Raw genomic sequence first — 13,732 nt, 5'->3', positions numbered from 1 at the left:
GCGTCAGGCCGGGAACGCGACGCTGGTCAGGCTGGTGGTGTCCTGCTTGGGCCGCTCCTCGGTGAGAAGCTGGCCGGTCACAAGATAGTGGATCGTCTCGGCGACGTTGGTGGCGTGGTCGCCGATGCGCTCGATGTTCTTGGCGCAGAACAGAAGATGCGTGCACAGCGAGATGTTGCGCGGGTCTTCCATCATGTAGGTGAGGAGCTCGCGGAACAGCGAGGTGTAGAGCACGTCGACTTCGCCATCGCGCTGCCAGACATCGAGCGCGCGGGCCTGGTCGCGGGTGGCATAGGCGTCCAGCACCACCTTCAGCTGTTCGAGCACGATGTTGGACATGTGCTCGACGCCGCGCACCAGCTTCTGCGGGTGGAACTCGCCGGTGAGGGCGAGCACGCGCTTGGCGGTGTTCTTGGCGAGGTCGCCGATGCGCTCCAGATCATTGGCGATCCGCATGGCGGCGACGATCTCGCGCAGGTCGCCGGCCAGCGGCTGGCGGCGGGCGATGATGAGCACCGCCTTTTCCTCGATCTCCCGCTGCAGCAGGTCGACCGGGCCGTCGAGCACGATCACCTTCTGGGCGAGTTCGCTGTCGCGCTTGACCAGCGCCTGGACGCTGTCGGCGACGAGACGCTCGGACTGGCCGCCCATCTCCACCACGCGGCGGCCGAGTTCCTTGAGGTCGGTGTCGAACGACGAGACGATATGTTCGGTCATGGGGCAGGCCTCTCTCGTCGCGGGCTCAGCCGAAGCGGCCGGTGATGTAGTCGCGGGTGCGGGCTTCGCGCGGGTTGGTGAAAATCTCGTTCGAGGCGGCGACCTCGATCAGTTCGCCGAGATAGAAGAACGAGGTGATGTCGGCGCAGCGCGCCGCCTGCTGCATGTTGTGGGTCACGATGACGATGGTGAATTCCTGCTTCAGCTCGTCGATCAGGTCCTCGATCTTCGAGGTCGAGATCGGGTCGAGCGCCGAGGTCGGCTCGTCGAGCAGGATCACTTCCGGCCGCACCGCGATGGTGCGGGCGATGCACAGGCGCTGCTGCTGGCCGCCGGAGAGGCCGAGCGCCGAGGTGTGGAGGCGGTCCTTGGCTTCTTCCCAGATCGCCGCCTTGCGCAGGCACCACTCGACGCGCTCGTCCATCTGCGCCTTGTTCAGGCGTTCGTGCAGGCGCACGCCGAAGGCGATGTTGTCATAGATCGACATCGGGAACGGGGTGGGCTTCTGGAACACCATGCCGATGCGCGAGCGCACGACCGTGGAATCCAGGTCCTTGCTGAGCAGGTCGGCGCCGTCGAACAGGATCTTCCCTTCCGCGCGCTGGCCGGGATAGAGCTGGTACATCCGGTTGAAGATACGCAGCAGGGTGGACTTGCCGCAGCCCGAGGGCCCGATCATCGCGGTGACGCGCTTTTCCGGGATCTCGAAATTGATGTTCTTCAGCGCGTGGTTGTCGCCGTAATAGAAATTGAGCTTATCGACCTTGAGCTTGGGCTCGGCCGAGGGCGCGGTGGCGCGGTTGACGGCGGAAGCGATGTCGATCGACGTCTCGGGTGCGAAATTCATGGTCCGTCTCACTTCATCTTCGCCAGGACGAGGCGGGAAAGGATGTTCAGGGTCAGAACCCCGACGGTGATGATGAGGGCGCCCGCCCAGGCCAGGGCGACCCAGTCCTCGAAGGGGCTGGCGGCGTATTGGTAGATGGCGATCGGCAGGCTGGCCATCGGCGCGTCGAGGCTGAGCGACCAGCCATTATTGCCGAGCGAGGTGAACAGCAGCGGCGCGGTCTCGCCGGCGGCGCGGGCCACGGCCAGCAGGATGCCGGTGACGATGCCCGCCCGGCCCGCGCGCCAGGTGATGAAGGTGACGACCTTCCACTGCGGCGCACCGAGCGCGAAGGCCGCTTCGCGCAGGCCGATCGGCACGAGGTTCAGCATGTCCTCGGTGGTGCGAACCACCACGGGGATGATGATGATGGCCAGCGCGATGGCGCCGGCCCAGCCGGAGAAGCCGCCGAAGGGGACGACCAGGAGCTGGTAGACGAACAGGCCGATGAGGATCGACGGGGCGGAGAGCAGCACGTCATTGACGAAGCGCACCGCGTTGCCGACCTGCGTCCCGCGGCCGTTCTCGGCCAGGAAGGTGCCGCACATCAGGCCGATCGGGGTGCCGATGACGAGCGCCACGCCGATCTGGATCAGCGAGCCGACAATGGCGTTGAGCAGCCCGCCCCCGGCGCCGGGCGGGGCGGTGATCTGGGTGAAGACATGCGGGCCGAGCGCGGGCAGGCCGCGCGCCACCAGGGTCCACAGGATCCAGGCGAGCAGGACGAGCGAGAGCGCGGCAAAGCCGACGCTGATGGCCTTGACGGTGTAGTCGGTCGCGCGACGGCGGGCGAGGGATGCCATGTGTGTCTCCACTCAGCCCTTGAGCCGGGACCGGACGAGCAGGCGCGAGAGCGCGAGCACGATGAACGAAATCACGAACAGGATGAAGCCCAGCTCCAGCAGCGCCTGCAGCTTCAGCGAGCCGATCGAGGCCTCGGGAAACTCGTTGGCGATGGTGGAGGCGATGGTGGCGCCCGGTGCGAAGAGCGAGGCCGACATGCGCGTGGCGTTGCCGATGACGAAGGTCACGGCCATCGTCTCGCCGAGCGCGCGGCCAAGGCCCAGCATGACGGCGCCGACCATGGCCGTGCTGCCATAGGGCACCGAGACGTTGCGGTAGACCTCATAGGTGGTGGCGCCGACGCCGTAGGCGGATTCCTTGATCATCGGCGGCACCGATTCCAGCACCTCGACGAACATGGCGGTGATGAAGGGCAGGATCATGATCGCCATGATCAGGCCGGCGGTGAGCATGCCGGCGCCCAGCGGCGGGCCCTGGAACAGGGCGCCGATGATCGGCAGCGGGCCAAGCCACTCGATCAGCGGGGGCTGCACATAGGCGGCCATCAGCGGGACGACGATGAAGAAGCCCCACATGCCGTAGATGATCGACGGGATCGCGGCGAGCAGCTGGATCGCCACGCCGATCGGCCGGCGCAGGGGGCCGGGAGCAATCTCGGTGAGGAAGAAGGCGATGCCGAAGGACAGCGGCAGGGCGATGATGACGGCGATAACGGCACTGAAAATCGTGCCGAACACCATGACGCCAGCGCCGAAAACCTCCGTCACCGGGTTCCACGTCGTCGACCAGATGAAGGACAGGCCGAATTCGCGGAGCGCCGGAAGGCCACCCTCGAACAGCATGGCGATGATGAGACCCAGCAGCAGCAGCACCAGAATGCCGCTGCCCCAGAGAATCCCGACAAACACGGGGTCACTGACCCGGCCCGTCGGCTTGCGCGCGGCAATCAGGCCGTTGCCCGCCTGCCTTCCGCTGAGAGTGGCATCCATGTCGTGTGATCCTTGGAGCGCCTTGTCACCCGGAAGCCGCGATCGGCCTGAGGGGCGGCGTGCTGTGACGGAGCGTGGGCGTCGCGGGCGTAGAATATCGTCTGGCTGGGCAGACGAGAAGAGGCGGCCGGGTGGGCCGCCTCTTCCCCTTGCGGAGCAGGATCAGTTGGTCCAGACGGCCTTGCCGTCGGCCTTCACTTCAGCCGACCAGGCCTTGCGCACTTCGTCCGCGACCGAGTCCGGCAGCGGGATATAGTGCAGCTTCTCGGCGATGGCGTCGCCCTCGGCGCCGTAAGCCCAGTCGAAGAACTTGATGGCCTCGGCCGACTGCGTGGCGTTGGCCGGGTTCTTCGGCAGCAGGATGTAGGTCGCGGAGGTGATCGGCCAGGCGCCTTCGCCAGCGGTGTCGACCATCGAGGCGGCGAAGTTCTTCGCGCCCTTCCAGTCGGCGGCGGCCGCCGCTTCCATGAAGGTCTTGGTCTCGGGCTTCACGACCTTGCCGGCCTTGTTCACGAGGTCGGTGGTGGCGAGCTTGTTGGCGGCGGCGTAGATGAACTCGACGTAGCCGATGGCGCCACGGGTGTTCTTCACGGTGCCGGCAACGCCTTCATTGCCCTTGGCGCCCGCACCGGCCGGCCACTGCACGGAGGTCGCGGCGCCGACATTGGACTTCCAGTCCGCGCTGGCCGAGGTCAGGTAGGAGGTGAACACGAAGGAGGTGCCCGACGAGTCCGAGCGGTAGACCGGGACGATGGCGATGTCGGGAAGCTTGGCGTCCTTGTTCAGGGCGACGATCTTCGGGTCGTTCCACTTGGTGATCTTGCCCTGGTAGATCTGGGCAATGAGGTCGCCGTTGAGGGTCAGCGCATGGTCTTCGCCGAGGTTGACGATGGCGACGACCGAACCGATCACGGTCGGGAACTGCAGCAGGCTGGCGGATTCGAGCTTGTCGTCCTTCATCGGCGCGTCGGAGGCGCCGAAATCGACGGTGCGGTTGACGATCTGGTTCTGGCCACCGCCGGAGCCGATCGACTGGTAGTTCAGGCCGGTGCCGGTCTTTTCCTTATAGGCGGCAGCCCAGGCCTGATAGACCGGCGCCGGGAACGAGGCGCCGGCGCCATTGATGTCGGCGGCGAAGGCAGCACCAGACACGAGGGCGCCGAACGACAGCGCCGCAGCGCCGAGCAGATAGTTGAATTTCAAGGGTCTTCTCCTTAGGTCGGGAGATCGGCGGCATCGCGGTGGAAAGCCCGGATGCGCGATTGGCCGAAGCGCGATTGACGTTTCACACGGGAGTCTTACCGCCCGGCTGCCAAGGTTCTATGACCCTTCGATGAAGTCTTGATGACAATTCAAGCTATTGACAGTGTTGACGTTATCGCCGTGTCGCGGAACCCGTCGAAAGACGGACCGAGAATGTCGAGCCCGCGCCCGGCACGCTCTCGATGCCCATCTTGCCGCGATGCCGGGCGACGATGTGCTTGACGATGGCGAGCCCGAGCCCGGTTCCGCCCTGCTCGCGCGAATGGGCGGTGTCGACGCGGTAGAAGCGCTCGGTGAGGCGCGGCACGTGCTCGGGGGCGATGCCGGGGCCGAAATCGCGCACCGTCACCAGCGCGTCCGTGCCCTCTCGCGCGATGGCGATCTCGACCCGCCCGCCGGTGGCGCCATATTTCAGGGCGTTTTCGACCAGATTCTCGAACACCCGGATCAGCTCGTCGCGGTCGCCGCGCACCTCCACCGGGTCCGCCGGGTGCTCGAAGGCGATCTCCACCCCGCGCTCGCGGCCCAGTGGGGCGAGCGCGTCGCGCACATGGCTGACCACGGCGACAAGATCTACCGGCGCCTCGGGGCGAAGATGCGCGTTGAGCTCGATGCGCGAGAGCGACAGCAGGTCGTCGATCAGCCGCGACATGCGCCGCGCCTGCTCGTTCATGATTTTCAGGAAGCGCTCGCGGGCACTGGAATCGTTGCGGGCCGGCCCCTGGAGGGTTTCGATGAAGCCGGAGAGCGAGGCCAGCGGGGTGCGCAGCTCGTGGCTGGCATTGGCGACGAAGTCGACGCGCATCTGCTCGACTCGGCGCTGCGGGGTGAGGTCGACAAAGCTCAGCAGCACCGCCTCGGTCGGCGCGCCCTCGCGCAGCAGGCCGGAACGGATCGGCACGATGTCGGCCCGCAGCCAGCGGTCGATCGGCACGCGCTCGGCAAATTCGATGCGGCGGGCGGCACCGTCGGCGATCGAGGCGCGCAGCGCCTCAAGCACTTCGGGCACGCGCACGGCGAAGGAAACGGGATCGCCGACCCGCACGCTGGCGAGGAGCCCGACCGCGCCGGCATTGGCGGTGAGCACGGTGCCGCGCGCATCGAGCAGCAGCGCCGCCTCGGGCAAAGCGCGCACAAGCGCCGGCAGCCGCTCTTCGGCGCGAGGGATGGGCCGGGGCTCGCCGCTCAGGCGGGCGAGGGCCGCCGCGACCGGGCGCTTGCGGCTGGGCAGCATCGCCCCGACCGCGACGAGCAGGCCGATGGCCAGGCCCGCGCCCGGCGTCATCGTGCCGGCCCAGCACGCGCCACCGAGCCCCAGGGCGGCGGCGGCAAGTATCCACCGCGCGCCGACGAGGCGCTCGCGCAGCGTATCTTCCGCCAGAGGCTGCGACTCTCCGAGGGCCATGCCCACACGTCCTGCCCGATGTTTCCCCGCGCCTCTTCCAGGCGCGCCGTGCTTTGCTGATATGCTTTCGGCGAGGCTGCCGAAAGGCGAATCGCCTCAGGCGCCGAACCTTACGCAGGTCGGCACGTTGCAGCTTATGTTATAGTTGAAAGGCTTCCATATGACGAAGAGGCCGGCCGCGCCCTCCCCCGCCGACGAAGGGCAAGCCGCGAAGGGTATACCCGCGACGGGAAAACCCACCAAGGCTAAGGCTGCCAAGGGAAATTCCACCAAGGGCAAGTTGACCAAGGGCAAGTCGACCAAGGGCAAGCCTGTCAACGGCAAGCCCGCCTCCGCTCCTCAGCCGGGCGGGCATGAGGCCGAGCTCTTCGCCGCCGTCGCCGCATTCTCGGTGGACGCGCCGGACTTGCCGCCGATCATTGCCGCGCACGCCTATGGCAGCGGCTCCTATCCCTATAGCGACCGGCCCAAGCGCAAGATCTATGAAAAGGATCTGCACGCGCTGCAGATCGAACTGCTGAAGTTGCAGGAATGGGTAAAGGCCCAGCACGAGCGGATCGTGATCGTCTTCGAGGGGCGCGATGCCGCTGGCAAGGGCGGCACCATCCACCGGCTGACGCAGCACCTCAACCCGCGCTTCGTGCACGTCGTCGCGCTGGACAAGCCGACCGAGGTGGAAGCCGGGCAATGGTATTTCCAGCGCTACATCGCCCATTTGCCGCGTCGGGGGGAAATGGCGATCTTCGACCGCTCCTGGTACAACCGCGCCGTCGTCGAGCCGGTGATGGGCTTCTGCACCCCGGCCGAAAGCGCGCATTTCCTCACCCAGGTTCCCGTTTTCGAGAAGATGCTGGTGGATGACGGCATCCGCCTGTTCAAGATCTGGCTCGACATCGGGCGCGAGATGCAGCTGCTGCGCCTGCATGAGCGCCATCTGGACCCGCTCAAACGCTGGAAGCTGTCGCCGGTCGATTTCGCCGCCCCGGCGCGCTGGGATGCCATCGCGGCGGCACGTGACACGATGATCGACGCCAGCCAGGCGCCGGTGCCGTGGTCGGTGGTCCTGGCCAACGATAAAATGCGGGCGCGACTAGGAGTCATACGCCAAATCCTCGCCCAAATCCCGTATGAGGGCAGGGATGATGGCGTCGTCGGCATTCCCGACCCCGCCATCGTGCTTGATGGACGCCGCTTTCTGGGCCGTCAGCCCACCTGAAGAACCTCGAAGGGACCTCGATGCGCCGCCAGGGGATCGCCAGCCTGATGCTCGGCATCTGCATGTCCTTTGACATTGCCGGTGCTGCCGCCGAACCCATGCCCGCCCCGACGGCCGACTACCGCGCTCGCGCCCGCGCGCCGCAAGGCGTGCAACTGGATGTGTTTCACCATCAGGGCAAGGTGCGGGTCGAGGTGGCGAGCGGCAACCTGCCCAACGGCATGGTCAGCCTGATCGATCTCCAGAACAGCAGCATGATCGTGCTGATGAACGTGCCCGGCATGGACCGCATCGCCGTCGAGATGGACATGCCGCCCGGCTTCGCCTTTTCCGATGCCAACCGGCAGGGCACCCGTGCCGGCAGCGGCGAGGCGCTGGGCGAGGCATGCGAGATCTGGCGCTTCGAGCCGAAAGCGCTGAACCAGCCGGTGGAAAGCTGCATCACCGCCGACGGCATCGTGCTCAGGACCACCACCTCGATGGGTGGCAAGCCGGCGGTGCTGTTCGAGGTCACGGAACTCACGCGCGCGCCCCAGGACCCGGCGCAGTTCGCCCTGCCCAAGGGCATGAAGGCGCGGAAGGTGCCGTCCAGCATGCGCAGCCTGCTGCCCGACCTCATCCGCTGACGCCCGCGCGGCTCGAACCGCGCTCCCGACAGGAGCGCCCCCGCCGCATCAGCCGGCGGCGCGACGACGCTCGTCCTTGCCAGAAGCGTCGTCCGGCGCCGCGTCCGGCTTGATCACCGGCAATGCGGCCAGCGGGTCCACCGAGACGCCCTTGGTTGCGGCGGTGCGACGACGGCTCATCATCAGTTCACGGGCGCCCATGAGGGCGAGCGCGATGGCGAAGGGCGTCACATAGTAGAGCAGGCGCAGAAGCAGCAGCGCGCCCAGCAGCGGCTCGGTCTCGAACTGCGGCAGCGCCACCAGCATCGCCGCGTCGAACACGCCGAGCCCCCCCGGCGCGTGGCTGGCGAAGCCGAGCAGGGTGGCGGAGATGAACACCACGCCGAGCGCGATGGGGTCGATAAAGGGCTGCTGCGGCATCAGCACATACATGGCGGCGGCGCAGAAGGAGAGGTCGATGATGCCGATCACGATCTGCAGCAGGGTCAGCTTCCAGCCCGGCAGGGTGACGGTCCAGTGCCCCTTGCCGACGCCGATGCGGCGCGGCTTGAGCCCGACCCAGACGACATAGGCGGCGAGGCCGGCAAGAAGCGTCAGCCCGATCAGCCGGTTCACCCAGGGCGGCAGGTGATCGACCGCGCTGGCGGCCCAGGGCTCGACGGTGATGCCGAGGCCGAGAATGGCGATGTTGCCGAGCCAGAAGGTGAGCCCGGTGATGAAGCAGAGCTTGGCCACGTCCACCGCGCCCAGGCCGTGGGCGGAGTAGATGCGGTAGCGCACCGTGCCGCCGGTGAAGGCGGAGAAGCCGATATTGTGGCCGATGGAATAGGATGTGAAGGAAGCCAGCGCCGCGACCCGATAGGGCACATGCGGCTTGCCGATGGTGCGCAGGGCGAACCAGTCATAGAAGGTGAGCGTGAAATAGGCGCCCGCCACGAACAGCGCCGCCACGCCGATCCGCCAGGGCTCGGTGCCCGAGATCGCTTCCAGCACCTCGCGCGGCCGGATGTGGCGCAGCATCTCGTAGAGAACGAAAACGGCGATGCCGATGATGACCAGGCTCGCGACCAGACCGAGCGTGTGCCAGCCGAGCCGCGCGCGCAACCAGCCGGGAATCAGCTTCAGTCCCGTCATTGCGTGCGTCTCTCCCCTGTCGCGCCGAGTTGCCGGGCAGCCCTAGCAGACCCGGCCGGCTTGCGAAACACGTTCGGCGGCTCCGGCGTCGCATTAACGCACCCAGCCGCTCCGCTCGCTTTCGCGCCTGTCTGCACGCAGATGGCGGCGCCGGTGCGACAACGCAATGACAGGCGCGCCGGCGTGAGGCGGGTCGCGCTCCACTAGAGCCGGACCGGGTAGCCGATCTCGATGGTGCGCGGGCGCGGCAGGCCGAAGCGGTCGACCGAGCGCTCGGCATTGCGGGCGAGAAAGGCGAAGACGTGGGCGAGCACGTCCCGCACGCCCTGAATGTCGTCGGGCGGCATCACCCGCTCGTGGCCGATGACGTAGACCGCCTCGTCGGGGTCGATGCCCTGGGCATAGAGGGCGGGGCCGAGCACGGCGGGCACGTCGATCTGCTGCATGTAGCCGAAGCGCACATCGACGCGCAGATGGGCGGAATCGAGGGGCAGCACCCGCACCCGCTCGTCCACCGGCACGCGCGGGCGCGAGGCGATCCACACCGAGACGATGACGGCGCGGGTGAACTGCACGTTGAGCAGCTCCGACACGCGCCCCAGCGCCACCGGCGTCACGGCGCCGCCGCGCGAGAGGAAGATGGCGGTGCGCGGGCTTACCGCGCAGCCCGCCGGGCGGCCCCGGGCGACGAATTCGTCGAGCGGCTCGGTGAAGCGGCGCTGCTGGATGCCGAGCCCTTCCAGGCCGCGGCGCCAGGACACCATGATGACCAGCACCAGCGCGGCGATGGTCACGGGCAGCCAGCCGCCATCGTGCAGCTTGGTGAGATTGGCGGCGGCGAAGGACAGGTCGATCACCGCCAGCCCGCCGGCAAGGCCCACCAGCGCCGGCCAGGGCCACTGCCAGCGCCGGCGGACATAGGCGACGAACAGGATGGTGGTCGAGACCATCGCCATCGCCACCGCGATGCCATAGGCGGAAGCCAGCCGGTCGGACGAGCCGAAGGACACCACGATGGCGGCGCAGGCCGTCATCATGATCCAGTTGAGCCGGCCGACATAGATGTGCTGGTCGTTGCGCTCGCTGGTGTAGCGGATGCGCATCGGCGGCAGGTAGCCGAGCTCGATGGCCTGCTTGGCCAGCGAGAACACGCCGGTGATGATCGCCTGCGAGGCGATCACCGTCGCCAGCGTGGCGAGGATCAGCAGCGGCACCTCGAACATGTCGGGCGCCAGATCGTAGAACGGATTGCGCACCGACTCGCGGTGCACCAGCACATGGGCGCCCTGGCCGTAATAGTTGAGCAGCAAGGCGGGCATGGCGACGAAGAGCCAGGCGCGGGCGATGACCGGCCGGCCGAAATGGCCGAGATCGGCATAGAGCGCCTCGCCGCCGGTGATGGCGAGGAAGGTGGCGCCGAGAATGGCGCCCGCCAGCAGTGGATGGTCGGCGAGGATCAGTATGCCGTGGCGCGGGTCGAACGCCGCCAGCACCTGCGGCGCCTCGACGATGCCGTGGAGGCCGAGGGCGGCCAGCGACAGGAACCAGACCAGCATCACCGGCCCGTAGAGCGCGCCGATGCGTTCGGTGCCCGCGCGCTGCGAAATGAAGACGAGCAGGATGACCAGCACCGTGGCAGCGACGATCCAGTGGTCGAGCGCAGGCGCGATCACCTCCAGCCCCTCAATGGCCGAGAGCACCGAAATAGCCGGGGTCAGCACGCCATCGCCAATGAGCATGGCGGCGCCGATGAGGCCGGCGACCAGCAGGAACAGGCGCCTTCCATTGGCCGAGCGCTGCAGGTCGAGCAGCGTGACCAGCGCGAGGATGCCGCCTTCGCCGTCATTGTCCGCCCGCAGCACCAGCATGACGTATTTGAGGGTGACGGAGAGGATGATGGCCCAGGTGATCAGCGACAGCAGGCCGAACACGTCGGCATCGGCAATGCCGGGCCCGCCCACCGCGTTGAGCCCCTGCTTGAAGGCATAGAGCGGACTGGTGCCGATATCGCCGAACACCACCCCCAGCGCCGCCATCTCGGCGGCGAAGGGAAGCGCCCGGCGGCCGGTGGGGCGGCGCTCAGCCATGGGCCCCCCGCTCGCCATCCGCACCGCCACAGGGCGAACCGGGACGGAACCGGCCGGCAGGACCCGGCCGGCCGGCGACGAGCGCGCGGGCGGGGCAGGCGATCAACAGAGAAAAGGCGGCGGGACGAAGCATGAGGGCCGGATTCGCGCGGGGCAATGCCGTGGCATCGGGGGGCGTCGCAGCAATACTCCGCCGCGCTACCGACGCCAAGCGCTGTCTCGGGGCGGCCTTTAGATCGTCAGCACTGACGCCCACGCGAATGTGAAGACACACGAAAAGACCGATAGTGCACTCACAATCGGAGATGAGGGAGGGGGATGGGGGGGGCGGTTTAATCCCCCTCCCTCTACCAGCGGGCCTGTGTTGTCCAAAGGCTTGCGGGCTCCTTGAGACCAGACCCGCTGGCGCGTCTGGATCAATAAACGGTTCCATGCCCGCGAGCAACATCGACTGAACCGTTCGGTCAATTTGTTTGACCGTCTCTCCCGGGCCACCTGCCGCGTTGATTAAATGTGCCCGGCACTTCAAACTAAAGTTGCGACTAAGTCGTAATTGCTCATTCTCATCAGATTGTTCATGGCCTCATTACCGGACTTCGCCCATCAACGGATCGAGCGCCGGCCGGCCGGCGAACAGCACGCCGAGTCGGAACCCGGGGAATCGGCGCCCAGCGCCTCCGGCAGCCCCCCCACCAAGCAGGGCCAGATCCTGCGCGGCGCACGGGAGGTCTTTCTCGCGTCGGGCTTCGACGGCGCCAGCATGGGCGAAATCGCGCGGGCTGCCGGCGTCTCGAAGGGGACGCTGTACGTCTATTTCGACTCGAAGGAGAACCTGTTCACCGCCCTGGTGACGGATGAATGCAAGCGCACCGCCGAAGCCTGCTTCGACCTCGATCCCGACGGCCCCACCGTGGAGACCCTGCGGGGGCTCGCCTGCCGCTATATCCACGCCATGCTGGAGCCCGGCCATATCCGCACGGTGCGGATGGTGATCGGCGTCGGGGAGAAACTGCCCGATATCGGCCGCGCCTATATGCAGGCGGGGCAGGAGGCCGGGGTTGCCCGGCTGTCCGGCTGGCTGCGCGCCAAGATCGCGCAAGGCGAATTCGTCATCGAGGATGTCGAAATGGCCGCCTGGCAGTTCATGCTGGGGTGCCAGGGCAAGCTCATCATGCCGATGCTGTTCGGCGACAATACCCGCCCGGACGCCGCGACGATCCGCAATGTGGTGGACCAGACGGTGGGCTCCTTCCTCGGTGCCTTCGGCACGAGCCGGGCCGCCATTGGCGCCCATTACGGCACGGAACTCGCCGGGGCGCCCTTCCCTCCGCCGGCCAGCGCCGGCTAGAGCATTTTCCGCGAAAATTGGCAGACTTTCGCGACGAGAGAATGCTCCAGTTTGTTGATTAATGAGCACGCGCCGATCAGCCCGCCATGCAAGCGCATCGGCCAGCCGATCGGACACTGCTTTCCAGCCGGGATTGCCGGCCCTGTCATGTCGATCAGGTCATTCCACCTGATCGACATGGTCTCTATTGCGAGAAACCGCCGGTGGAAGGCGCCGGAGCCCCGATCCACTGGGTCTGGCTGTTGTCAGGAGACGGTGCGGGCGCGCTGGCGGCCGGTGCCGGTGTGGCAGCCGCCGCCGCAGGAGCGGGCGTTGCCGGCGCCGGGGTGGCGGGCGCGGTCTGCACCGTGGCGCTCGGTGCCGAGGGGCTGGTGCGCGGCGCGGCGCTGGCGGCGGGCGTAATCTGGCGCGGCGTGGTGCTTGGCGCGGGCGTCGCCACGGGTGTCGCGCGCGGCGCCGCCGTGGCGGCAGGCGCCGGGCGTGGCGCCTGCTGGGCCTGCGGCTGGGCGCGCGGGGTGGTCGGACGCGCCCGCACGGGCTTCTCTTCCTTCCCCTGCGGGTCGAAGCCGACATAGACGATATAGCGCTCGGACAGGCCCGGCGTCGGAAGCGGGAAGTTCACGTCGTCGGCCACCAGGCCGAAATCGACCTGCATGACGCCGGCGCCGACTTCCACCGGCACGGAATAGAACTTGGTCCACACCGATTTCGGTGCCGGGCCTTCCTCGACCACGGCGAGGCGGATCGGCACGGTGAGCTTGCCCGGGCCGCCCTTGGGGCCGAGCAGCACCCGGCCCTGGATGCCGACGCGCATGTTCATCTCGGGGGAGGTGAAGCGGCATTCGCGCGAGAACTGGCCGAGCGTCGCCTGATAGCGCACGCCGCCATCGGAAGGTTCCGTCACCTGCCAGGCCGCCGCGCCGGCCCGCACCTGGACCGGCGGGCAGGTGAAATCGGAGGCATCGGCGACACCGGGCGTGACCGCTGCCGTGCCGGCGGTCGGGGCCACGGTCGTGGTTTCCATGGACGAGCCGAAAACGCCCTGGTCGCCCGCATTGCCGGCGCCCATCGGGCCGTCATTGCCGTCACCGCCGCCAATGCCGTTGCCGGCGCAACCCGCCAGCAGGAGAGCGAGCGCCGGGAGCGCCAGCCACTGGCGGGCGCGTCCGGCATGCGACCGCGCGCGCCTGATGCGGCCGGCGGCTTTGTCCACCACATCGCCGTTCAAACCGTCGCCGATCCCCACGTTCCGGCTCC

General features: G+C 67.8%; 12 protein-coding genes. 3 read left to right on the top strand and 9 right to left on the bottom strand.

Features of this window, described 5'->3' with window-relative positions:
• Positions 1–3: 3 nt before the first annotated feature.
• The 6 genes from phoU to EV667_RS01380 form a co-directional block, all read right to left on the bottom strand.
• The gene (phoU, locus tag EV667_RS01405) at positions 4–717 is read right to left on the bottom strand and encodes a phosphate signaling complex protein PhoU (protein WP_131833553.1); all 714 of its coding nucleotides are present in this window, start codon (positions 715–717) and stop codon (positions 4–6) included.
• 25 nt (positions 718–742) lie between these two features.
• Positions 743–1,564, bottom strand: coding sequence for a phosphate ABC transporter ATP-binding protein PstB (pstB, locus tag EV667_RS01400; RefSeq protein ID WP_131833552.1), 822 nt, complete (start codon positions 1,562–1,564; stop codon positions 743–745).
• Positions 1,565–1,572: 8 nt separating this feature from the next.
• A complete protein-coding gene (pstA, locus tag EV667_RS01395; protein WP_131833551.1) occupies positions 1,573–2,406 on the bottom strand; it encodes a phosphate ABC transporter permease PstA in 834 nt (277 codons plus the stop codon).
• Positions 2,407–2,418: 12 nt separating this feature from the next.
• A complete protein-coding gene (pstC, locus tag EV667_RS01390) occupies positions 2,419–3,396 on the bottom strand; it encodes a phosphate ABC transporter permease subunit PstC (RefSeq protein ID WP_131833550.1) in 978 nt (325 codons plus the stop codon).
• A 162-nt stretch (positions 3,397–3,558) separates the two neighbouring features.
• A complete protein-coding gene (gene pstS / locus EV667_RS01385) occupies positions 3,559–4,599 on the bottom strand; it encodes a phosphate ABC transporter substrate-binding protein PstS (protein WP_131833549.1) in 1,041 nt (346 codons plus the stop codon).
• A gap of 172 nt (positions 4,600–4,771) precedes the next feature.
• On the bottom strand, positions 4,772–6,064 hold the full coding sequence (locus EV667_RS01380; protein WP_131833548.1) for an ATP-binding protein: 1,293 nt from the start codon (positions 6,062–6,064) through the stop codon (positions 4,772–4,774).
• Between the two features lie 160 nt (positions 6,065–6,224).
• On the opposite strand from EV667_RS01380, the gene ppk2 reads away from it, so the two are divergent.
• Both ppk2 and EV667_RS01370 read left to right on the top strand, forming a co-directional pair.
• The gene (gene ppk2, locus EV667_RS01375) at positions 6,225–7,280 is read left to right on the top strand and encodes a polyphosphate kinase 2 (RefSeq protein WP_131833547.1); all 1,056 of its coding nucleotides are present in this window, start codon (positions 6,225–6,227) and stop codon (positions 7,278–7,280) included.
• Positions 7,281–7,300: 20 nt separating this feature from the next.
• Positions 7,301–7,906 (top strand): hypothetical protein, encoded by a 606-nt coding sequence (locus EV667_RS01370; protein ID WP_131833546.1) that lies wholly within the window; start codon positions 7,301–7,303, stop codon positions 7,904–7,906.
• Between the two features lie 48 nt (positions 7,907–7,954).
• Here the strand turns inward: EV667_RS01370 and EV667_RS01365 are convergent, their stop codons facing one another.
• Together EV667_RS01365 and EV667_RS01360 are read right to left on the bottom strand one after the other, a co-directional pair.
• Positions 7,955–9,040, bottom strand: a complete 1,086-nt coding sequence (locus EV667_RS01365) for a putative bifunctional lysylphosphatidylglycerol flippase/synthetase (protein WP_131833545.1) — start codon at positions 9,038–9,040, stop codon at positions 7,955–7,957.
• Positions 9,041–9,243: 203 nt separating this feature from the next.
• Positions 9,244–11,127, bottom strand: coding sequence for a potassium transporter Kup (locus tag EV667_RS01360; protein WP_245515932.1), 1,884 nt, complete (start codon positions 11,125–11,127; stop codon positions 9,244–9,246).
• 577 nt (positions 11,128–11,704) lie between these two features.
• Here EV667_RS01360 and EV667_RS01355 point away from each other — a divergent pair.
• Positions 11,705–12,475, top strand: coding sequence for a TetR/AcrR family transcriptional regulator (locus EV667_RS01355; RefSeq protein WP_131833544.1), 771 nt, complete (start codon positions 11,705–11,707; stop codon positions 12,473–12,475).
• A gap of 184 nt (positions 12,476–12,659) precedes the next feature.
• Here EV667_RS01355 and EV667_RS01350 read toward each other — a convergent pair whose 3' ends face one another.
• A complete protein-coding gene (locus EV667_RS01350; protein WP_245515931.1) occupies positions 12,660–13,721 on the bottom strand; it encodes a hypothetical protein in 1,062 nt (353 codons plus the stop codon).
• Between the last annotated feature and the right edge of the window lie 11 nt (positions 13,722–13,732).

Origin of the sequence: Ancylobacter aquaticus (genome assembly GCF_004339465.1) — a bacterium.
Lineage (GTDB): Bacteria > Pseudomonadota > Alphaproteobacteria > Rhizobiales > Xanthobacteraceae > Ancylobacter > Ancylobacter aquaticus.
The sequence above is the reverse complement of the archived record's forward strand: the minus strand, read 5'-3'. Positions and strand labels throughout refer to the sequence as shown.